Origin of the sequence: Flavobacterium tiangeerense (assembly GCF_007830355.1) — a bacterium.
Classification (GTDB): domain Bacteria; phylum Bacteroidota; class Bacteroidia; order Flavobacteriales; family Flavobacteriaceae; genus Flavobacterium; species Flavobacterium tiangeerense.
In genome coordinates, this window is the sequence record NZ_VLKO01000006.1 from 150,002 (window position 1) to 170,468 (window position 20,467).

General features: G+C 34.4%; 16 protein-coding genes. 1 reads left to right on the forward strand and 15 read right to left on the reverse strand.

Translation table 11 applies throughout. From position 1 onward, the window contains the following. Nucleotides 1-148: 148 nt before the first annotated feature. The 6 genes from IQ05_RS08405 to IQ05_RS08430 form a co-directional block, all read right to left on the reverse strand. Nucleotides 149-1,171: a pectinesterase family protein gene (locus tag IQ05_RS08405; protein WP_244289547.1), complete on the reverse strand. Its 1,023-nt coding sequence runs from the start codon at nucleotides 1,169-1,171 to the stop codon at nucleotides 149-151. A 44-nt stretch (nucleotides 1,172-1,215) separates the two neighbouring features. Next, nucleotides 1,216-2,403 carry a glycoside hydrolase family 88/105 protein gene (locus tag IQ05_RS08410; RefSeq protein ID WP_144891952.1) on the reverse strand — a complete coding sequence of 396 codons (1,188 nt, stop codon included), beginning with the start codon at nucleotides 2,401-2,403 and terminating at the stop codon, nucleotides 1,216-1,218. Nucleotides 2,404-2,423: 20 nt separating this feature from the next. Continuing rightward, nucleotides 2,424-3,383 (reverse strand): DUF4861 family protein, encoded by a 960-nt coding sequence (locus IQ05_RS08415; protein WP_144891953.1) that lies wholly within the window; start codon nucleotides 3,381-3,383, stop codon nucleotides 2,424-2,426. A 116-nt stretch (nucleotides 3,384-3,499) separates the two neighbouring features. Beyond that, complete coding sequence (locus IQ05_RS08420) at nucleotides 3,500-5,155, reverse strand: RagB/SusD family nutrient uptake outer membrane protein (RefSeq protein ID WP_144891956.1); 1,656 nt, start codon at nucleotides 5,153-5,155, stop codon at nucleotides 3,500-3,502. An 11-nt stretch (nucleotides 5,156-5,166) separates the two neighbouring features. Further along, on the reverse strand, nucleotides 5,167-8,307 hold the full coding sequence (locus IQ05_RS08425) for a SusC/RagA family TonB-linked outer membrane protein (RefSeq protein ID WP_244289548.1): 3,141 nt from the start codon (nucleotides 8,305-8,307) through the stop codon (nucleotides 5,167-5,169). Nucleotides 8,308-8,341: 34 nt separating this feature from the next. Continuing rightward, nucleotides 8,342-9,787 carry a glycoside hydrolase family 28 protein gene (locus IQ05_RS08430; protein ID WP_144891958.1) on the reverse strand — a complete coding sequence of 482 codons (1,446 nt, stop codon included), beginning with the start codon at nucleotides 9,785-9,787 and terminating at the stop codon, nucleotides 8,342-8,344. Nucleotides 9,788-10,093: 306 nt separating this feature from the next. On the opposite strand from IQ05_RS08430, the gene IQ05_RS08435 reads away from it, so the two are divergent. Continuing rightward, nucleotides 10,094-11,122: a LacI family DNA-binding transcriptional regulator gene (locus tag IQ05_RS08435; RefSeq protein ID WP_144891960.1), complete on the forward strand. Its 1,029-nt coding sequence runs from the start codon at nucleotides 10,094-10,096 to the stop codon at nucleotides 11,120-11,122. A gap of 81 nt (nucleotides 11,123-11,203) precedes the next feature. Here IQ05_RS08435 and IQ05_RS08440 read toward each other — a convergent pair whose 3' ends face one another. The 9 genes from IQ05_RS08440 to kduI all read right to left on the reverse strand — a co-directional run bounded on the left by IQ05_RS08440 (nucleotide 11,204) and on the right by kduI (nucleotide 20,428). Continuing rightward, on the reverse strand, nucleotides 11,204-12,820 hold the full coding sequence (locus tag IQ05_RS08440; RefSeq protein ID WP_144891962.1) for a UxaA family hydrolase: 1,617 nt from the start codon (nucleotides 12,818-12,820) through the stop codon (nucleotides 11,204-11,206). Between the two features lie 27 nt (nucleotides 12,821-12,847). Further along, nucleotides 12,848-14,293, reverse strand: coding sequence for a tagaturonate reductase (locus tag IQ05_RS08445; RefSeq protein ID WP_394345200.1), 1,446 nt, complete (start codon nucleotides 14,291-14,293; stop codon nucleotides 12,848-12,850). Between the two features lie 186 nt (nucleotides 14,294-14,479). Then, complete coding sequence (locus IQ05_RS08450; protein ID WP_144891966.1) at nucleotides 14,480-15,295, reverse strand: SDR family oxidoreductase; 816 nt, start codon at nucleotides 15,293-15,295, stop codon at nucleotides 14,480-14,482. Continuing rightward, entirely contained in the window at nucleotides 15,296-15,976 is a 681-nt protein-coding gene (locus IQ05_RS08455) for a bifunctional 4-hydroxy-2-oxoglutarate aldolase/2-dehydro-3-deoxy-phosphogluconate aldolase (RefSeq protein ID WP_144891968.1), read from the reverse strand. Between the two features lie 11 nt (nucleotides 15,977-15,987). Further along, nucleotides 15,988-17,010, reverse strand: a complete 1,023-nt coding sequence (locus IQ05_RS08460) for a sugar kinase (protein ID WP_144891970.1) — start codon at nucleotides 17,008-17,010, stop codon at nucleotides 15,988-15,990. A gap of 14 nt (nucleotides 17,011-17,024) precedes the next feature. Then, nucleotides 17,025-17,372 (reverse strand): cupin domain-containing protein, encoded by a 348-nt coding sequence (locus IQ05_RS08465; RefSeq protein ID WP_144891973.1) that lies wholly within the window; start codon nucleotides 17,370-17,372, stop codon nucleotides 17,025-17,027. Nucleotides 17,373-17,383: 11 nt separating this feature from the next. Continuing rightward, the gene (gene uxaC, locus IQ05_RS08470; RefSeq protein ID WP_144891975.1) at nucleotides 17,384-18,784 is read right to left on the reverse strand and encodes a glucuronate isomerase; all 1,401 of its coding nucleotides are present in this window, start codon (nucleotides 18,782-18,784) and stop codon (nucleotides 17,384-17,386) included. Nucleotides 18,785-18,800: 16 nt separating this feature from the next. Next, nucleotides 18,801-19,586: a gluconate 5-dehydrogenase gene (locus IQ05_RS08475; protein WP_144891977.1), complete on the reverse strand. Its 786-nt coding sequence runs from the start codon at nucleotides 19,584-19,586 to the stop codon at nucleotides 18,801-18,803. Between the two features lie 5 nt (nucleotides 19,587-19,591). After that, nucleotides 19,592-20,428: a 5-dehydro-4-deoxy-D-glucuronate isomerase gene (kduI, locus tag IQ05_RS08480; protein WP_144891979.1), complete on the reverse strand. Its 837-nt coding sequence runs from the start codon at nucleotides 20,426-20,428 to the stop codon at nucleotides 19,592-19,594. Nucleotides 20,429-20,467 lie beyond the last annotated feature (39 nt).

A 20,467-nucleotide genomic window follows, 5' to 3' on the forward strand; every position in this document is an offset into this window, starting at 1 on the left:
GTTCGCTATCGCTCGGGTGTAGTGGAAATCCTTTTTTTTATACCTGTCAGGTTTTAGAAACCTGACAGGTATAAAAAAAAGATTGTAACGGATAGCGGGACTTTGTTTCCTGAAAAGCGTTTTGTTGCTGCTCCAAAAAAAATAGTAACTAATTACTAGTGGTTACGTACCAATTTTTTATTTTGTCATTAAGAATGTTATCTATGTTGTAATTTTTAGCTTCTTTTTTAGATAGTTGATACGACCACGGGACTCTTTTTTGCGGTTGAAAGCCAGAACCAGAACAGTTGTATTCGGCATAAAGGCTGGTTTTTTCGGCTTCGGGTTTTGACCAATTGTGCCATCCTTGCGGGAGAATATGGGCATCCATCGTGCAATCGATGAAAACGGTTTTCGCATAGATGCGCCAAGGTCTGCCTAAATAGACTTCTTTGACACTAGCGTCTGCCGTGAGTTTGCAGTTTTTGAAAACGTAGCCAAATGTGCCGTCCTGAGGCGTTGAAGCTGCGGTGATATAAGAATCTTTTTTGCTGTGCAGCGTACAGTTTTCGAACAAAACTGTAGCATCGCCAAAAATAAAATCGGTGGTGCCCTCGATGTAGCAATCTTTGAAATAGTTTTTGGTTCCCTCGCCTGAGGTGTAAAGCGTGTCCTGGTTTCCTAAGAGATTGCAGTTTTCAATTTTTACCCGATTGGCGTTTACATGGAGCGCAACAGCTTGTCCCACCTCGCCCGAACTATTTTCGATGGTTAAATTTAGAGCCATAAAATCGTTTCCTTCTACCAAAACGGTGTAGGTGTGAAATGTGCTGTTGCGTCCCACATTCACTTTTTTGAAGTGATCGTCAAAAGTAATGATAGTGTTCTCTTTGCTTTCACCAATGAGGGAAATTTTGGTATTCCAAGCGTGGATTTTTACTTTTTCGTAGTATTTTCCGTTTTTGATATAGATTATAATGCGCTGATCGGGATAGGAACGAGCCGCATTAATGGCGTCTTGAATCTTGGTGAAATTGCCAGATCCTTTAGCATCTACCACAAAATAATTTTCATTGGTTTGTACGTCTACCTTTACTACTGTACTCGTATTTGGGATCTCGCTGGAGCTTTGAGCCAGAATATTTATATTAGAAACAAAAATACAAACCATAACATTTATAATTCTTTGCATGTACCTCATTTCAAAAAGCATTATAAAAAATTAATATGATGAACTTACTTATTCAACTCTAAAGCAGCTAAAATAAAAGGCCCAGTTGCTTTTGGGTCGTTGTCTTTTTTCTTTTCGTTTACATAGTACTCAAAAGAGCCATCTCGGTAAGGATTTCCACCAAGTCCAGCCACTGCACAGGCTTGAGTGATGATTACTTCGCCATTTGCGCCAATTTTAACCAAATTTCCTGTAAGACCATTAAAAGCTTTTTGAGCAATCTTTTTGTATTTTTTGCGCAAGTATCCCTTATTTGCTCCTTTTGCAAAAGCATAACTAAACATTGCCGTACCAGAGGCTTCTAAATAATTTCCGCCTTGATTTCCCTTATCTGTAACTTGATACCAAAGTCCTGATTCATCTTGAAAAGGGACTAATGATGAGGCCAATTGTTTCAAATAACTTACTAATTCTTTATGTTTTGGATGATTTTTGGGCATATAATCTAAAACATCCACCAATGCCATGGCGTACCAACCCAAAGAACGAGACCAGAAATTTGGAGATGTTCCAGTCGTTTTATTGGCCCAAGGCATTTGTTTACTTTCGTCCCAAGCATGATAAAGCAAACCGGTTTTAGGATCGCGATCATTTTTTTGAATGAGTTCAAATTGTTTAGCGATGTCATCTAGACTTTTTCCGTTTTCAAAAGTCATGGTGTATTGGATATAAAAAGGCTCTCCCATATACAATCCGTCCAACCACATTTGGTTAGGATATATTTTTTTATGCCAAAATCCACCACTCGCAGTTCTAGGTTGTTCCTCGATTTGTTTTCTGAGCATTTGCAATGCTTTTAGATACTTTTCCTCTTTAGTTTTAGCATAAATATCAAACAATAATCTACCAGCTACTACCATATCAATATTGTACGAATCAAATTTGTAACTATCAATAGTTCCATCTTTTTGGATGAGTTTGTCTACATATGATTTTATGTATTCGGTATATTTTGGGTTGGGATGTTTTTTATTCAATTCTTCCATTGCAGTCAAAACCAGTCCGTGAACATAATCCCATTTTGGAAAAGTCGCATGATCTATCATATACGATTCTTGGTGTTGTAGCATTACGGTAGCGGCCATGCGCTCTGACCATTTTAGTTTTGGAGATATGGTTTGCGCATTCAAAATACTAGCCTCACATACTCCTAGAACAATTATTAAAAGGGTGATAAAACTATTTTTTCTCATGATTAAATTGTTCTTTATGATTAAATTTTGCCTTTTTTGTTGAGTTCGATTAGTTTTTCGTCCAAATATTTTACAAAAGCTCCTTTATTTTTAATTCCGTCCTTTTCCTGTTCCCAAGCACCTAAAAAATAAAAGGTTACCCCTTTTGTTGAAGGTTTGAAAACTAAAAGATGATCGAATTCTGCGCTAACTTCAGCTTCTATAGTATTCACTTCGTAAAAAATGGCCATGCCTAGTTGATCCGGAATTAGCGATTGAGTGCCATAAGTGGCGAGATAAGCCCATTTTTTGTTTTGGCTCACTTTTTTGAAGATTTCCGTATTTTTTTGTTTAACAATTCCAGTACAAATTCCACTTATTGCTTTAGAAGCTTGAATGGTGTGCTGGGTATGACGTTGATCTGAAGCAATAGTTAACTGAGAAGTGAAATCAATTTTTTCTCCCGCTGTTTTCCAACCATAGTAATTGATTTTTACCGCAGATGATTTGGATTTATTCTCCACCTTTGCTAGGGTAGAATCGACTTCATAAAAGTGTAATCTTTCGTTGTTTAGATATCGATCTATAGATCCTATACCGATACCTTTACCTGCTTTTAAAATATCTGAACCCCAATCACTCATTTCGTGATAAGAGTCAAAACCATCTTGACCCACTTGAGGTAAAACGACAGCATCTGTTTTTTTTCCGAAAATATCAATGGCATTTCTCCAATCTAGATACAAACGGTAGCCAATTTTGTTGCTTTCCCAACCTGGACCTTCGTAACGAATATCAAACGAATGATCCGTATGTTCTGGCGCAAGTTTCAACTTTTGAACGTTTTTGAACGTACCACCAATGTATTTTCGATCTTCCCATTTTCCGCCTTCTTTCACAGATATTTCAGCGTAGGTTTTTTTATTATTATGAGGATTTTGTGCTAGTGCAAAAAGTGAACTCAGCAAAAAAACACCTAGTATTATTTTTATATTTTTCATAACTGTCTTTAACTAAAAAAATGATGAAATGTAAGAGAAAAAGGAGCTTGATACAAACATCAAACCCCTTTTTTAACAAACTCAAAAAAAATTATTGAACCAAAATCTTTAAATTATTAATAAGCTGGATTTTGTGGATAATTGGTACTTCTATTTAAATCTAATACCGATTGTGGTATTGGTCTTAAAACTTTCAAATTCCCATTTTTCCCATTAAAAACAGCAGCACTAGTTATTTTTGGGTTGTATAAAACCGTTCTAGCTACAAGAGTGCCAGTACGTTTTAAATCAAACCATCGGTGGTACTCACCCAGTAATTCACGACCTCTTTCGTCAAGAATAGTATTAATATCAATAGTTGTAAGCACTGGAATTACTCCTGTAGTTCCTCCACCGGCTCTTCTTCGTACTTCGTTAAGTCGTTGTAAAGCTGTTGCAGGATTACCCGCTTTCAAATACGCTTCGGCAGCAACTAAATACGTTTCACCTAAACGCGATATGATAAAATCTCGGGTACTTACTCTGTTATTAGTAGCAGTTCCGTAAGGTGCCGTTGGATCATCAAATTTACGAACTGGAATTGTCGCATAATCCGCACTAACATTAGATGACGATGCGAATGTTCCCCAATTGTGGTATCTAAATGTAGCTGCATTTTGATATCTTGGAGTATTCGCCGTTTTCCAAGCAGCTCTGTCAGCTAATGTGAACCAGCTAGGCTCATAAAAGTCAGTTATTTTTAAAGTTGATTTATCTGCCACCTCATAAAAAGCATAGTATCGCGTATAAATTTCGGTCATAAAAGAACCTTCCCAACGACGATCTCCTTTTTCGAATAAAGATAATGCATATGGTGTAGGTAACAAGGTGTAGCTTCTGTTTGGATATGGATTTCCAGTTGCTGCAGGTCCTAAATAAGGTCCAAAATAATACACTTGGGCATTTCCTAAAGTTGTAACTCCAGTTGAATTTGCAAGTGGTGAAAATTGAACCGAGAAAATAGTTTCAGCATTCATTTCATTTCCTGGTCGAACAACGTTATCAAATGACACATTTAACTGTTGGCCACTAATTACTTGGTCAGCTAATGATGCAGCTGTTGCAAAATCATTTGAAGCTCCAAAAGTTTCATAACCTCGTGTTAAATATACTTTTGCAAGCAAATTTTGAACTGCTCTACGATTAACCCTTCCTGTGTATCCGCCAGTAGCTACTGCAGGCAAAGCCTCTGTTAAATCCTTTAAAATTTGTGTATATACCTGTTCAGCAGTATTTCTATCAAATGATTGAATTGGACTTTTAAAATAGTCAAGAACAAGAGGTACACCACCGTAGGTTTGAACTAATAAAAAATAAGCATTAGCACGTAAAAACTTCAATTCACCTACTCTAGTATTTAAATTAGTATTTGGTGCAGTTAATGGAGCAAAGTATAAGCCTGTATTGGCTTGCTGTATTGCGGCATAACACGTTTTATACAATTGATCTACTCCATCCGATGTCGAATCTAAATTAGCATATTTACTCAAACCATCAGGTTCCATATTCCTTCCTTCAGAATATAAGTCGGTACCCGCTTCAAACAACCACGGATTACCCCCATAAATATCTTTCAGCATGAAATAATTGGTATTTACTAAAGCTTCAAATCCAGGATTGGTTAAGTAAAACTCTTCTGGATTTCCCAAAGATCTGTTGTCTTCCTCAATAAAAGAGGAACAAGAATTCATTGATAATGCTAGAATCCCTATAATTACTATAATTTTTTTCATTTTAATTTAATTTAAAATTTTAAACTTACTCCCATTTGAATAGTAGTAGATGCTACACGATTGATTGCTTGTGACGCTGTAGCCCACTCTGGATCATATCCCTCATAATTTGTAAACACAAATGGATTTAAAACATTTACATACAATCTTAAATATTTAATTTTCAATTTTTCTAATAATTCGTCATCAAAACTGTAACCAAATGACATGTTTTGGATTTTAACAAATGAAGCATCTTTATAAAAAGCAACATCATTATTTGTATAATACACACCAGCAGCTCGTGGCAAAGGATTCGTATTTGAAAATTGTTGCGGAATACCTGCACCGTTTGCTGGTACGTACCAATCTTGAAGATCTAATTTTTGGCGTCCACGATCATTCACATCTGCAAAGTTGTTGTGAAAATCACTAAAAACAGTCATCCCTTGATTTGCTATTAAAGACAATCCAAAATCAAATTGATGCACTTTTAATGAAGTAGAAAAACTTCCTGTCCACTTTGGATCAAAATTACCTAAAATCGCTCTGTCATTGTTCCCATCTATTCTTCCGTCATTATTTAAATCTTTCACACGTGCTTCACCCGGCAATTGATTGTAAATTGCTGCTTGAGCTCTTTCGCTCTCTTGCCAAACACCATCAAAAACAAAATTATAATATGAATTAATATTTTCACCTAGGAACAAATTATTTCCCACATCACTAACCTCTTTTTGGTTGTAAATAGAAACCAATTTGTTTACGTTTTTAGTGAAAGTAAAACTTGTCTCCCAAGTAACATTTTTAGTTTGAATATTTTTAGTAGAAAGAGCAACCTCTACACCTTTATTGCTTACAGATCCTACATTTGAAGTAATGATAGGAATTCCCATTTCTAAAGGAAGCGCTTGTTGAAACAACAAATCATCCGATAATCTATCATAAACATCTACACTTCCCGAGATTCTGTTTCTTAAAAACCCAAAATCCAAACCAAAATTAGTTTCTCTTGTTCTTTCCCAAGTAAGCTCTGGATTTCCTAAACTTGAAGGAATAAAACCATTGCTTAAAGTGGTACTATTGTAATCATAAAAAGTTGAATTTCTTAGTACACTCAAACTTGAATAAGGTGTAACATTATCGTTACCTGTGTATCCTAAACTGGCTCTCAATTTTAAATTACTAATGAAAGAAACATCTTTTAAGAAACTTTCTTCATTTACCTTCCATCCTACTGCAACCGATGGGAAAGACGCCCATTTGTTACCTTTGGCTAATACTGATGAACCATCGGCTCTTATAGTACCAGTTAATAAATATCTTCCTTTCAGGGTATAATTCAATCTCGCCGCATACGAATTCAAAGTGTTTTTAAAGAAGTTTGAACGAACATTATACGTGTTTTGAGGACCTGATCCAAGATTGTTAAAATCAGTATCAAATGGGTTTTCACGAGAAGATAAAAAAGAAGTTTCGGTTGTATTACTGTATAAACTTTGCAATCCTAAAAAGTTGAAAACATGATCCGTATTTAAGGTATAATTAATATTGAATTGATTATCCCAAGTATAATTGAAATTTTGAAGATTGTCAATTTCTCCTGAAAGTAAATTTTTATTCGCTATTCCAATATTAGTTAATGGACCAAAAGCTTTACCTCTTTTTGAATCTAATTTACCAGCTGAGAATGTAGTTTTGAAGGTAAGCCAACTAGTAGCTTTGTACTCTGCAAAAACATTACCTATCGTTGTCCAGTTAACACGTTGATCTGTTGAATTTTCAATTTCAAGCAATGGATTTATAGATCCTGTTTTATTGATAGCCAAAGTACCGTTTGGATATCTTAATGTTCCTGGCTGTAACGCCAATGTTCCAATGATTTCATTACCTGCCGCATCAATTGCCCAAGGTGAAGTAAATGGATTTTGTCTAAAAGCTTCTTGCATAGCGGTTGGGCTACCTAGTTGCTCATCTGTTTTTGATAAAGTTAAATTTACCCCTAAACCAAATTTGCTATTAACTTGATGATTTATACCTGCTTTGAACGTATATTTATCAATACTTTCATTTTGAACGTTTCCTGTTTCTTTTTGTTGTCCTATTGCTAAGTTGTAAGCCATCCCCGATTCTCCTCTACCTGAAATAGATAAGTAATTGTTTTGTGTCATAGCACCTCTCAAGACTGCATCAGTCCAGTCAAAAGTTTGGTTTCTAGCAACTCTTTGTAATAAAACATTGTTTGTCCCAGTAGCTCCTACATTAGCAGTCAATAAAGCTGGAGTTATACTAGCATAGTTAGGTACTGTTGAGGAAAGTGATGTAGGCAAAAAAGCCGCTTGATGGTAGCTCCACCATTTTTCCCCACTCATAAATTGTGGTAATCGTGCCACTTGCTTGTTTCCATATGAAGTTTCATAAGAAAAATTGATTCCTGATTTTGCACTAGCGCCACCTTTTGTAGTAACAATAATTACTCCACTAGCTCCTCTTGAACCATATATTGCTGCAGAAGAAGCGTCTTTCAATACATCCATTCGTGCAATGTCCTGCGGATTTAAGAAATCCATATTATCAGTAGGAACACCATCAATAACAAATAAAGGCTTTGAACCGTCTTTATTAATAGAATTAGAGCCACGAATAACAACATTAAAACCATCCCCTAATCTACCTGAGTTCGATGTTACTTGAACTCCTGCAATTCCACCTTGAATGGCTTCTAGAGGATTAGTAACATTTCTTTCAGTAATTTTAGCCGATGATAAAGTGTTTACTGCACCTGTTAAATCCGTTTTTTTTACGCTACCATACCCCACAATCACAACTTCTTTCAAGGATTGAGATTCCTCAACTAGAGTGATTTTAACAGTACTTTTTCCTTTTACATTTACTTCCTGAGTAACAAAGCCTACAAAACTAACCTGCAACACTGCAGTTTCCTTAGTTAACTTTATATTGAAATTTCCAGAGAAATCTGTACTTGCGCTATTACGTGTTCCTTTTTCAACCACATTTACACCAGGCAATGTCAATCCAGCAGCGTCTGTAATAGTTCCTGAAACAGAGGAAGGTTGCTGAGCCTTCATCTCCTGAACTGTAAACAAGCTCAGTAATAAGAAAAAGGCAACATAACATGCAGAGCCTTTTTTTAATAAATGTCTGAAATTCATAATTTAATAATTTGGTTAGTTAGTATAATAAAATTTAAATCTTTGTTGGTGTGTTTACTTTTACACCATTGATATAGGTATTGGTTAGTTTAAGCCCCACCAGATTCTCTATGGAAAAAGCTTCTTTTACTTTTATAATTTTTACATTTTTAAAAGTCACATTTTTTATAGGAGATTGTTCATATCCTTTAGCAAGTATACCATACATTCCACCGTTTTGGACTGTTATGTTTTCTAAATGTATATTTTGAATTTGAGGGATAAAAGTGCCTGGTTTAGCGCCATAAACTTCATAAAACATGTTTAATTTTAAAACCGCTTCTTTAACTTGTCCTATTTTTAAGTTTCTTACAAAAACATTTTCAATAAGTCCACCACGATTTGAATTCGTTTTAATTCGAATTGCTCGCTCTAAATTTGGACTGTCCATCACACAATTTTCAACAAAAACATTACTCACTCCTCCGGATATTTCACTACCTATCACCACACCGCCGTGACCGTCAATCATCTTGCAGTTTTGAACAATAATATTTTGACTTTTCATAGCCACACGTCTACCATCAGCATCTCTTCCTGATTTTATTGCAATACAATCATCTCCTGTATTAAAAACACAATTCTTAATTAATACATTCTTAGAATATTCAGGATCACAACCATCATTATTAGGACCATGACTCTCTACCGTAATTCCATCAATGGTAACATTTACTGATTTTATAGGATGCACAATCCAGAAAGGAGCATTTATTATTTTCACATCTTTTAAAAGCACATTTTTACAATCAAAAAACTCCACAAAACTAGGTCTTAAGTAATGGCCTTCGCCAAAAATACGCTCTTCAACGGGCACTCTTTTTTCAGCCAAATCAATCAATCGCAATCGGTTTAGAGGATCGTTTTGATTTGGTTTTCCTTCTTTCCATCCATATTCTTTTTTCGAACACCACCACCACCAATTTTCATTATTGGCTTGACCATTTAAAACTCCTTTACCCGTCACGGCAACGTTCTTTTTTTGATAAGCATAAATTAATGGAGAATAATTCATTAATTCAGTTCCTTCCCAAGAGGTATGTACTAGTGGGTACTCTTTTCGGTTAGTACTAAACACTATTTCTGCACCTTGCTCTAAGTGTAAATTAACATTATCCTCAAGATGAATAGGTCCCGTTAAAAACTTTCCCGCAGGGACAATCACTTTTCCACCACCATTTTTTGTACAAACGTTTATTGCTTTTTTAAAAGCCTCACTTGCATTCATTACCCCACCAGATTGAGCACCAAAATCAGTAATAATGTAATTTTTATTTGGAAATTGAGGAGCCTGGATACTATCTAATATCAAAGCCATTTCTTTCCATGGATTTAAACCTTCAACTTCTTTTGTTTTAGTTGTGGAACAAGATAATAACACTACACTCACTAAAGCGATAGATAAGAATAACTGAACTGTATAAGAGTGTTTTACTGTCATTTTATTTTTAAAAATTAAAAAATGCGTATACTTATTAAATACTGTAATCAAGTAATGCAATCGATTACACAAACGTATATATTTATTTTCATTTTACCAAAATTAAAATCATAAAAATAGCAGTACTATAAAAAAAAGATTGTTTTTATTTACTTAATGCAATATATTATCATTTAAATTACATTATAAACAGGTGTACATTCGTGAAAATGAAACTAAATTTGGTTTTATACAATCGATAACATAGCTGTATTATTAACAAAAAAGTATTAGTTTTACACCATCAATATAAACTACTGATTCCCAATGAGTGAGAAAATAACAATTTACGATATCGCAAAAGAGCTCAACATATCAGCAGCCACTGTATCAAGAGCTTTGAATAAAAATCCAAAAATTAGTGAGTCCACCATTAAGCTTGTTCTAGATACTGCCGAAAAAATGAACTACAAGCAAAACCGACTTGCACTTGCTCTACGAAGTGGAAAAAGCGGAAATATTGGTGTAATTGTTCCTCGTATCAATACTAATTTTTTTGGATCTGTTATTCGCGGTATCGAAGAGGAGCTTCACCCTAATAAATACAACGTCATCATTTGTCAAACTCATGAAGATGAAAATAGAGAAATTGAAAACATAAACACCTTACTTGACGCACAAGTAGATGGAATTATGATTTCTATTACAAACGAATCAAAGAAAAATGAAAAAATAATTCATAGAGTTTTAGAAAAAAAAGTACCCTTAATCTTTTTTGATAGAAAAAAAAATATAGATGGCGTAAGCTCCATTACTATTGATGATTTCAAAGCGGGTTATATGGCTACTAAACATTTAATAGATCAAGGCTGTACGAAAATTGCACATTTGAGTGGTGATCAATCTCTTGAAATTTATGAAAATCGTTTTAAAGGATATCAAAAAGCATTACTAGACCATGGATTTCCTTTTATAGAGGAATATGTTATTCGTTCTAAAAGTAATTTAGAAGAAGGAGCATTGGTAACCAAAACATTATTACAACTAGAAACACCTCCTGATGCTATATTTTCGGCGAGTGATTTTGCTGCATTAGGAGCCATACAAGAATTAAAAAGTCAAGGTTTTACTTTGCCACAAGATTTTTGTGTGGTGGGTTTTGGAAACGAACCTTTTACAAAATTCATGGAACTCTCTATTACAACCATAGATCAATCTCCCCAAGAAATGGGAAAAATGGCTGCAAAAGTATTTTTAGAACAAATGAATTCTTCAGATAATTTTAAAATTGAAAAAAAGATTGTTCTCAATCCAATATTGCACATCAGAAAATCTTCCTTAAGAAATCAGGAATAAAAAAACGGATGTTGCAATTAAGCAACACCCGTTTTTAACGAACTCTACTTGGTATTCAAATACTTACATCTTTATATTAAATTATAAAGAAACGCCTCTTTTCCATGGTATAAAATCATTCTGATTTAACAAAGCGGCTTTTGTTTTTATCTCACCGCTTGCCACTTGAATAATAAACTCTAGCATTTCATCGGCCATTTCATCAATTGTTTTTTCACCAGTTATAATACCACCAGTATCAATATCAATAATATCAGACATCTTTTGCGCTAAGTCAGTATTAGAAGAAATTTTTACAACTGGTGCAATAGGATTCCCCGTTGGCGTTCCTAAACCTGTGGTAAAAAGAACCATATTAGCTCCTGATCCTACCATAGCAGTAGTGCATTCTACATCGTTTCCTGGAGTGCAAAGTAAATTTAAACCTGGTTTTGTAATATATTCTCCATAATCAGAAACACCAACAATAGGTGAAGTTCCACCTTTTTTGGCTGCTCCAGCAGATTTCATAGCATCTGTAATTAAACCATCTTTTATGTTTCCAGGTGACGGATTCATATCAAATCCTGAGCCTGCATCAACTACTGTTTTTTCGTACCATTTCATTAGTTCCAAAAATCGAACACCAGCCTCATCATCAACACAACGGTTCACTAATTCTTGTTCTACTCCACACAATTCTGGAAACTCTGAGAGTATGGTAGTAGCACCAAGAGCCGTCAACAAATCTGAGGTAACGCCCAAAGTTGGATTTGCTGATATACCTGAAAAACCATCAGATCCACCGCATTCTAAACCAATAGAAAGTTTAGACAAAGGAGCGGGTTTTCTTTCCAATTCATTGGCTTTTTTTATGGCTTCAAAAGTATCTTTAACAACGCTACTCAACATAGCTTCAATAGTACCTATTTGTTGCTGATCATAAATCAAAACCGGTTTTGTACTCGTAGGATTTATTTCGTGTAGCGCATCTTTAAAAATTTGGATTTGTAAATTTTGACACCCTAAACTTAAAACAGTTGCACCAGCAACATTAGGATTATTTACATAACCAGCTAATAATTTAGCTAAACTATGTGAATCTTGACGAATACCACCACAACCACCCTGATGAGTTATAAATTTAACTTCAATATTTTGAAACAAATCTGAATTTTGTTTATTTGAAATCGTTTCGTTTTCCCCGTTTTCAGCACTTACTAATGACCTTAATAACAATTGATAATCATTCTCTTTAGGCTTCATGAGTTCTTTTTCAAAAATATCTTTTAAGATTTCAATATTTCTGTTTTCACAAAAAACAAGCGGAAAAAAAAGCCACACATTTTCTGTACCTACTTGCCCATCTTCTCTGTGATACCCATTAAAAGTTCGACTTTTCCATTTATCAATATTAGGAACTTCCCAACCAATAGTTTCTGTTTTTCCAGATACAGCATCACTTTCATGCTTTACATTATCAGTAGAGAGTAATCCACCTTTTTCTATAAATGCACTCGCTTTACCAACTAAAACTCCGTACATGATGATTCTATCCCCTAAATTTAAATCATTCAAGGCAATTTTATGCTTCATTTTTACTGCAGCAGTAATGGTAATTGTATCATTTTCAAAATTGATATTTTCACCAGCTGTAAGATTAACTAATGCAACTGCTACATTATCTGATGGGTTTACTTTTATTAATTTCTTTTGCATAATAAAAAATGTAATTCGTTGATGAAGTTATTTTTTTTGACTGAAATTAGCATAGCCCTTTTCAATCCCATTTTTTTCAATTTCCGTCAATGCTAACACTAAATCATTGGATAATCCATTAATTGCATTTAAATCTTGCCCCCAAAAACCAATATTTGAAAGCGTTTTTTGAACTACTTCCTCTAAACTATTTGTTTTCCAAACATCCTCAAAAAAAGTTATAATTTCGGGATTGTCATCAAGGGGCAGTTTTTCTCCGTTCCAAGTTCCTTGATAAAACCTAATGAGACAAGCAAAAGAAAACGTAAGATTTGTAGGTGTTTTGTTAAATTTTTTAACATATTCCACAATACTTGGTAGCACTCTAACTTTAAATTTATCAATAGAATTTAGCGCAATACTTGATAAATTATGTTTTATGAAAGGATTTCTAAAACGGTCTAAAACATCCTCTGCAAAAAGATCAAGTTCTACCTTGTCCATTGCTATGGTTTCATTTATTTCTTTAAAAATAGCATCATTGACAAAAGAGCCTGTAAAAATATGATCTACAGTTTGTTTTACAGTTTCATTACCAAATAGCAATGAAAATGGAACCATTGCAGTATGAGCACCATTTAAAATACGAACTTTTCTCGTTCTATACGGTTGCATATCATCTACAATTTTCACATCTAAACTGGTTTTGTGAAAAGGTAATTTAGCTCTTAAAGCGTCACCACCTTCAATAACCCACAGAAAAAAGGTTTCAGCAGTTACAATTAAATTGTCGGTATACTCTAATTGATTGTTGTATTCCTCAATTTCAGTTCTTGGATAACCAGGTACAATCCTATCAACTAGCGTATTATGAAAACTATTATTTTGGTTTACCCAATCCATAAAATCAGTGCCTAAATTCCAATCATTACTGTATTTGATAATGAATTCCTTAAGCGTATCTGCATTATTATTAATTAATTCACATGGAATAATACACAAACCTTTACTAGGATCCCCGTTAAAAAAATTAAATCTTTCGTATAAAAGAAGTGTTAACTTAGCGGGATAAGAACTAGGTGGTTGCATTGTAGGAGTGTCTGATGAGACATAAGCAATTCCAGACTCAGTAGTATTAGAAATCACAAATTGAAGCTCCTTTTCTTTGGCTAAAGCCAAAAAATCCTGAAAGTTTACATATGGATTAATCCCTGTAACCAAGTTTGTAATTAATTTTTTCTCTTGGATTTCTTGTCCTTTAGTTAATCCTTTCAAGAATAGCGTATACAAACCATCTTGATTGTTAAGCATGTCGACCATACCATTCTCTATGGGTTGAACAACTGCAATTCCTGCATTAAATTCTAAAGAATCATTAAGCTCTTGAAAAGCATAATCAACAAAAGCTCTTAAAAAATTACCTTCGCCAAATTGCACCACTTTTATAGGATTTAAGACCTCTAGGTTTGTATTTTTTCTATTTAAATTCATGATTTTAAATTATTTAAAACTCTTTTACGGTACTTATAATAGACCTAAAAAAGTAGAAATTTTATGAAAGAGTATTATAAACGACTTACTTTTATGCTTACATCCTTTTATTCTCTATGAGGAGTTAAGAATAACGATCAAAAAAACACGGTATAAGTCGCTTATTATACCTTTACTATAATACTATATTTATACTCCACTAAAAATTGTAAAGCCTCCATCTACTGTAATTTTAGAACCGGTGACAAATTTTGATGCGTCACTTAACAACCATATTAATGCTCCTGCAAGTTCATCAGGATGACCAAAACGTTTGAAAGGAGTACTTTGCAATACTTGATTTCCTCTATCAGTAAGAGTTCCATCTTGGTTTGTAAGCAAGGTTTTGTTTTGTTCTGTTAAAAAAAAACCTGGCGCAATAGAATTCATTCTGATGGCATCTCCATACCGTTTGGCAAGTTCTGTAGCAAACCATTTAGTGTAACTGTCTATTGATGATTTAGCTAAACTATACCCCAAAACTTTAGTTACCGCCAGTTGAGATACTACAGATGAAATATTAACTATACTGCCCGATCCTGCTTGTTGAATACTTGCACCAAAAACCTGTGTAGGTAAAATGGTTCCTAGTAAATTTAACTGCATCACTTGTTCTAAGGCATTAATATTAAGACTAAAAATATCCTGATCTGGTTGCACAACGGCATCTGGAATATTTCCTCCTGCAGCATTTACTAAACCATCAATCCTACCAAAAGCATCTAAAATTTTATCCCTTGCTAAAAGCAATTGGGCTTCATTTGTAACATCTGCAAGTAAAGCAATGGCACTTCCACCTTTATCTTGTATTTCTTGAACTCGTTGATGAGCTATTTTTTCATTTCTGCCTAAAATACCAACAATACCTCCTGCACTAACAATACTTTTTATAAATGAATACCCTATAATTCCAGTTCCTCCAGTGACTACAATCACCTTCCCTTTTAATGAAAAATTAGTTTCCATTTACTTTTTATTTTCGTCTCGAATTTGTTTTATATTTTCAAGGGTATTTCTTACTGTGTTTTCAAGTCCAAGAAAATCTTGATTTTCTATTACAACTTTTGATATTAATTGAGAACCAATACCCACACAAGTCACACCTGAATCAAACCAACTTTTTAAGTTTGCTTTATCTGTAGTTACACCGCCAGTAGGCATAATACTAGTCCAAGGACAAGGACCTTTGATTCCTTTGACAAATTGAGGACCGTATACATCTCCAGGAAAAAGTTTTACAATTTCACATCCTAATTCCTCTGCACGAGCAATTTCTGTAAGGGATGCGCAACCCGGTGACCAAAGCACTTTCCTGCGATTGCAAATAAGTGCAATTTCTTCCCGCAATACAGGCGTAATAATAAAATTAGCTCCAAGTTGCATATACAGCGATGCTGCAGCAGCATCTGTAACAGAACCAACACCTAGAATCATTCCTGGCAGTTCTGATAATGCGTATTTATTCAAGACTCCAAAAACTTCAAAAGCAAAATCACCACGACTGGTAAACTCCATCAATCTGGCACCACCATCATAACATGCTTTTATAATTTTTTTTCCAAGTTCTACGTCATTATGAAAAAACAATGGGACTAAACCCGTTGCCGCCATTGCATTTGCTACTTCAATTCTAGAATATCGTGCCATATATTACTATTTTATCGTGAAACTAAACCAGACCCGTCTCCATCTAGCATGTTTTCTATTTCTTTTATTGTAACCAAGTTATAATCTCCAGCAATGGTATGTTTTAAACAACAAGCTGCAACTGCAAAATCTAAAGCACGTTGATTACTTACTGGAAAATTCAATAATCCATAAATTAAACCACCCATAAAAGCATCCCCACTACCCACTCTATCCACCACAGGCGTTACTTCTTTTACCGCTGCATTACTTATATGCTCACCATCATATAATATCCCTCCAATTCTTTGATGTGATGCACTCACAGAATAGCGGAGTGTCGTAGCTGCAATTTTCAAGTTAGGACATAGCTGAAATAATTTACCGTATAAGGACGGCAATGAAACTAAGTCTTGATAATTAGGTTGCACTTTAGATAAACCCAACATAAAATATGCTGTATCAATATCACCTAAAATGACATTACTGTATTTAAGAATTTCTGGCATAACTTCACTAGGAGTTTTACCATATTGCCATAATTTAGATCTATAATTTAAATCACATGAAATAGTTAATCCCAATTTATGAGCCACAAGAACAGCTTCTAAGCAAGCTTCGGCAGCACTATTAGAAATTGCTGGAGTAATACCACTCCAGTGGAACCATGTTGCACCCTCAAAAACCTGTTCCCAATTAATTAACCCTTTCGTAATTGTAGCCATAGCGCTGTGGGCCCTATCATAAACCACATTACTACCTCTTGTTCCTGCTCCAGTTTCTAAAAAATAAGTACCCAAACGTTCCCCGCCACGAAGAATATTTTTAGAACTTACGTTCATTTTTCTCATTTCTTTCTCTGCACAAACTCCTATCTCATTATCAGGAATTCTAGTAACAAATTCAGCTTCAATTCCATAATTTGCTAATGATGCCGCTACATTAAATTCACCGCCACCGTAAGATGCTGTAAAAGTTTTGGCTTGTTCAAAACGCAAATGTCTTTCTGTTGAAAGTCTTAACATTATTTCGCCAAAAGTGACTACTTTACTCATTCAATATTCCTTTACTATTTAATAAAATCAGCTCTCATAGGACTAAAAACATCAATCAAAATACCTTCTTCTAAGCATAAAACACCATGCAAACTATTAGAAGGAACCTGAAATGAATCCCCTTTTTTTAAAACACAGGTATCAGATTCTATGGTAACCTCAAATCTACCCTCGGCTACATACGTCAGTTGTGTATGTGTGTGCTTGTGTATAGGTCCTATAGCGCCTTCTTTAAACCTAACATTCACCATCATAACACGATCATCAAATCCTGTTAGCTGTCTTAAAACACCAGTACTAGCAATTTCCCATTGCATTTCATCTGCCAAGAAAAATAATTGATTGGAACTATTTTGAGACATAATCTTTTTAATTACAAATTAAAATACTCTTTTGCATTGTGGTAGCTAATGTCTGAAACCATTTTACCAATCCATTCCATATCTGGTGGTAACTCTCCCCTTTTAATTTCATCACCTAACAAATTACACAAAATTCTACGGAAATATTCATGTCTCGGAAATGATAAAAAACTTCTTGAATCAGTCAACATTCCTATAAAACAACTTATTAACCCCATATTAGAAAGTGCGTTTAATTGTTTTGTCATTCCATCCTTTTGATCCAAAAACCACCATCCTGAACCAAATTGTACTTTTCCTTTTACGCTACCATCATTAAAATTACCAATCATAGTAGCCATAACTTCATTATCAGCAGGATTCAAATTATAAATTATCGTTTTTGTTAATTTATCTTGGCTATCCAAAGCATTTAAAAAACGAGAAAGTTTTAACGCTTGCGGATAATCTCCTATAGAATCCCATCCTGTGTCTGGCCCTAAAATACGGTGCATTCGCTCATTATTATTTCGTAATGCTCCTAAATGAAACTGTTGCACCCAGCCATACTTGTGATACGTTTCGGATAAAAACAATAAAATCGCTGATTGAAATTTAAAAGCCTCCTCAGTAGTTATAGACACGTTTTCTTTTTTCTTTCTAAAAATACGATTTACTTCAACCTCAGTAAAACTTTCGAAATAAATTTGATCCAAGCCATGATCACAAAGTTTACAACCGTTTTGATCAAAATAATCAATTCTTTTTTCTAAAGCTACGCACAAATCAGCATACGAATCAATTGAAATACCTGCAGCTTCACCTAATGAATTCATATAAGCATTATACCCATCGTTTAGAATAAGAATAGCTTTATCTGGTCTAAAAGCAGTACTAACTTTAGTTTCAAATGGGTTTTTAGTCAAAAACTGATGGTGTTCTAAGGTGTCAATTGGATCCTCAGTTGTACACACAAAACTGGCATTTACTTTTTTTAACAAGTTTTGAGTACTGTATTCTTTTGAAGCTATTTTTGCCGATGATTCCTCATAGATTTTTTCGGCTGTTTTTTCATTTAACAGCTCATGAATATCAAAATATCTGGCAAGTTCTAGGTGTGTCCAATGAAACAATGGATTACGCATAGTGTAAGGAACCGTTTTAGCCCATTGTAAAAACTTATCTTTATCAGTTGCATTACCAGTAATAAATTGTTCTTTAATACCCAGAGTTCTCATGGCACGCCACTTGTAATGATCTCCATTTATCCAAACTTGAGTTATGTTTTCAAAAATTTTATCTTCAGCAATATACTGTGGTGACAGGTGATTATGATAATCTATAATAGGCTGATTTTTAGAAAAATCATGATACAACTCTTCTGCATATTTATTTTCTAATAAAAAATTATCGTGTATGAAAGGCGCACTCATTTTTTTAACTTTTGAATTAATTTTCGTTTATAGGTTTCCCAATAGTGGCCAAAATTCCACCATCTACATATACAATTTGACCGTTTACAAAGTCACTAGCTTTTGAAGCTAAAAAAACAGCTGTACCTGCTAAATCTTCAGGATTTCCCCAACGTGCAGCTGGTGTTCTGTTGATTATAAAATCGTTAAACGGATGACCATCTACGCGTATAGGTTCTGTTTGTGTAGTGGCAAAATATCCCGGACCAATCCCATTAACTTGAATATTGTACTTTGCCCATTCTGTAGCTAAATTTCTAGTAAGCATCTTGAGTCCACCTTTTGCAGCAGCATAAGCAGATACGCTATTGCGTCCTAGCTCACTCATCATAGAACAAATGTTAATTATCTTGCCTTCTTGTCTTTCAATCATTTGTTTAGCAACAAGTTGAGACATAATAAACGGACCAACAAGATCTACATCAATCACCTTTCTAAAATCAGCAATAGGCATGTTAACAGCTAATTCTCTCTTAATAATACCCGCATTGTTTATTAAAATATGAATTTCACCTTGCTCTTTTGTAATGCGTTCAAGATTTTCTGCTGCTGCATTCTCATCCGTAACATCAAATAAATAACCCGAAACGGTATATCCTTTTTGTGAATAATAGTTAAGAGCTTCTTCCATTTTAGAGGGTGTTGTTCCTGTAATGACAAGTGCTGCACCAGCTTGAGCGAGACCTTCGGCCATAGCCAAACCTAATCCGTGGGTTCCACCGGTAATCAAAGCTCTTTTTCCTTTTAAATCAAATAAATTCATAGGTATTATCTTAGTTCATTAGGTGCTACAATATCCATATCTCCATAATCTAAATTCTCTCCTGCCATACCCCAAATAAAAGAGTAATTGCTTGTACCCGCACCTGAATGTATAGACCACTCTGGTGATAAAACTGCTTGGTGATTTTGCATAAAAAGATGCCTTGTATTTTGTGGCTCTCCCATAAAATGACACACTGTTTGCGGAGCTTGAATATCAAAATAAAAATAAGCTTCCATTCTGCGATCATGAGTATGAGCGGGCATGGTGTTCCAAACATTACCCGGTAACAACTCTGTTAGTCCCATTTGAAGTTGACAGGTTTGTACAATACTATTTACTATCAACTTATTTAGAATGCGTTTATTAGCTGTAATTTCATTTCCCAGCGGAATGATTTCTGCATTTTCTCTACCAATTTTTTTAGTTGGATAACAAGTATGCGCTGGTGCCGAATTAATATAAAACAAGGCTTGTTGTCCATCAGCATTTGCAAAAAAAACCTCTTTACAACCTTGGCCTACATAAAGTGCTTCCTTAGTATTCAATTCATAGACAACTCCATCAACGGTTACAACTCCGGCTCCACCTACATTGATTATTCCCAATTCTCTCCTATCTAAAAAGTTTTCAGACTTTAAATACGGAATTGTTTCTAATTTTAAGCTTGATTGTACTGGCATAACTCCACCAACAACATACCGATCATACATGGAATACGTAAGCTGAATTTCATCAGGAACAAATATATTTTCTATTAAAAACTGTTCTCTCAATTCATCGGTTCCATACTTTTTAAAATCAGTAGGATTGGTTGCATATCTAAAAGAAAAATTTGTCATGTATTATTTTTTTATGTAATCGATTGCACAAAGGTACTT

Bases quoted from the DNA above. Each gene is read 5' to 3' on its own strand.
- IQ05_RS08405 (WP_244289547.1), bottom strand. From the start codon at position 1,171: ATGCAAAGAATTATAAATGTTATGGTTTGTATTTTTGTTTCTAATATA.
- IQ05_RS08410 (WP_144891952.1), bottom strand. From the start codon at position 2,403: ATGAGAAAAAATAGTTTTATCACCCTTTTAATAATTGTTCTAGGAGTA.
- IQ05_RS08415 (WP_144891953.1), bottom strand. From the start codon at position 3,383: ATGAAAAATATAAAAATAATACTAGGTGTTTTTTTGCTGAGTTCACTT.
- IQ05_RS08420 (WP_144891956.1), bottom strand. From the start codon at position 5,155: ATGAAAAAAATTATAGTAATTATAGGGATTCTAGCATTATCAATGAAT.
- IQ05_RS08425 (WP_244289548.1), bottom strand. From the start codon at position 8,307: ATGAATTTCAGACATTTATTAAAAAAAGGCTCTGCATGTTATGTTGCC.
- IQ05_RS08430 (WP_144891958.1), bottom strand. From the start codon at position 9,787: ATGACAGTAAAACACTCTTATACAGTTCAGTTATTCTTATCTATCGCT.
- IQ05_RS08435 (WP_144891960.1), top strand. From the start codon at position 10,094: ATGAGTGAGAAAATAACAATTTACGATATCGCAAAAGAGCTCAACATA.
- IQ05_RS08440 (WP_144891962.1), bottom strand. From the start codon at position 12,820: ATGCAAAAGAAATTAATAAAAGTAAACCCATCAGATAATGTAGCAGTT.
- IQ05_RS08450 (WP_144891966.1), bottom strand. From the start codon at position 15,295: ATGGAAACTAATTTTTCATTAAAAGGGAAGGTGATTGTAGTCACTGGA.
- IQ05_RS08455 (WP_144891968.1), bottom strand. From the start codon at position 15,976: ATGGCACGATATTCTAGAATTGAAGTAGCAAATGCAATGGCGGCAACG.
- IQ05_RS08460 (WP_144891970.1), bottom strand. From the start codon at position 17,010: ATGAGTAAAGTAGTCACTTTTGGCGAAATAATGTTAAGACTTTCAACA.
- IQ05_RS08465 (WP_144891973.1), bottom strand. From the start codon at position 17,372: ATGTCTCAAAATAGTTCCAATCAATTATTTTTCTTGGCAGATGAAATG.
- uxaC (WP_144891975.1), bottom strand. From the start codon at position 18,784: ATGAGTGCGCCTTTCATACACGATAATTTTTTATTAGAAAATAAATAT.
- IQ05_RS08475 (WP_144891977.1), bottom strand. From the start codon at position 19,586: ATGAATTTATTTGATTTAAAAGGAAAAAGAGCTTTGATTACCGGTGGA.
- kduI (WP_144891979.1), bottom strand. From the start codon at position 20,428: ATGACAAATTTTTCTTTTAGATATGCAACCAATCCTACTGATTTTAAA.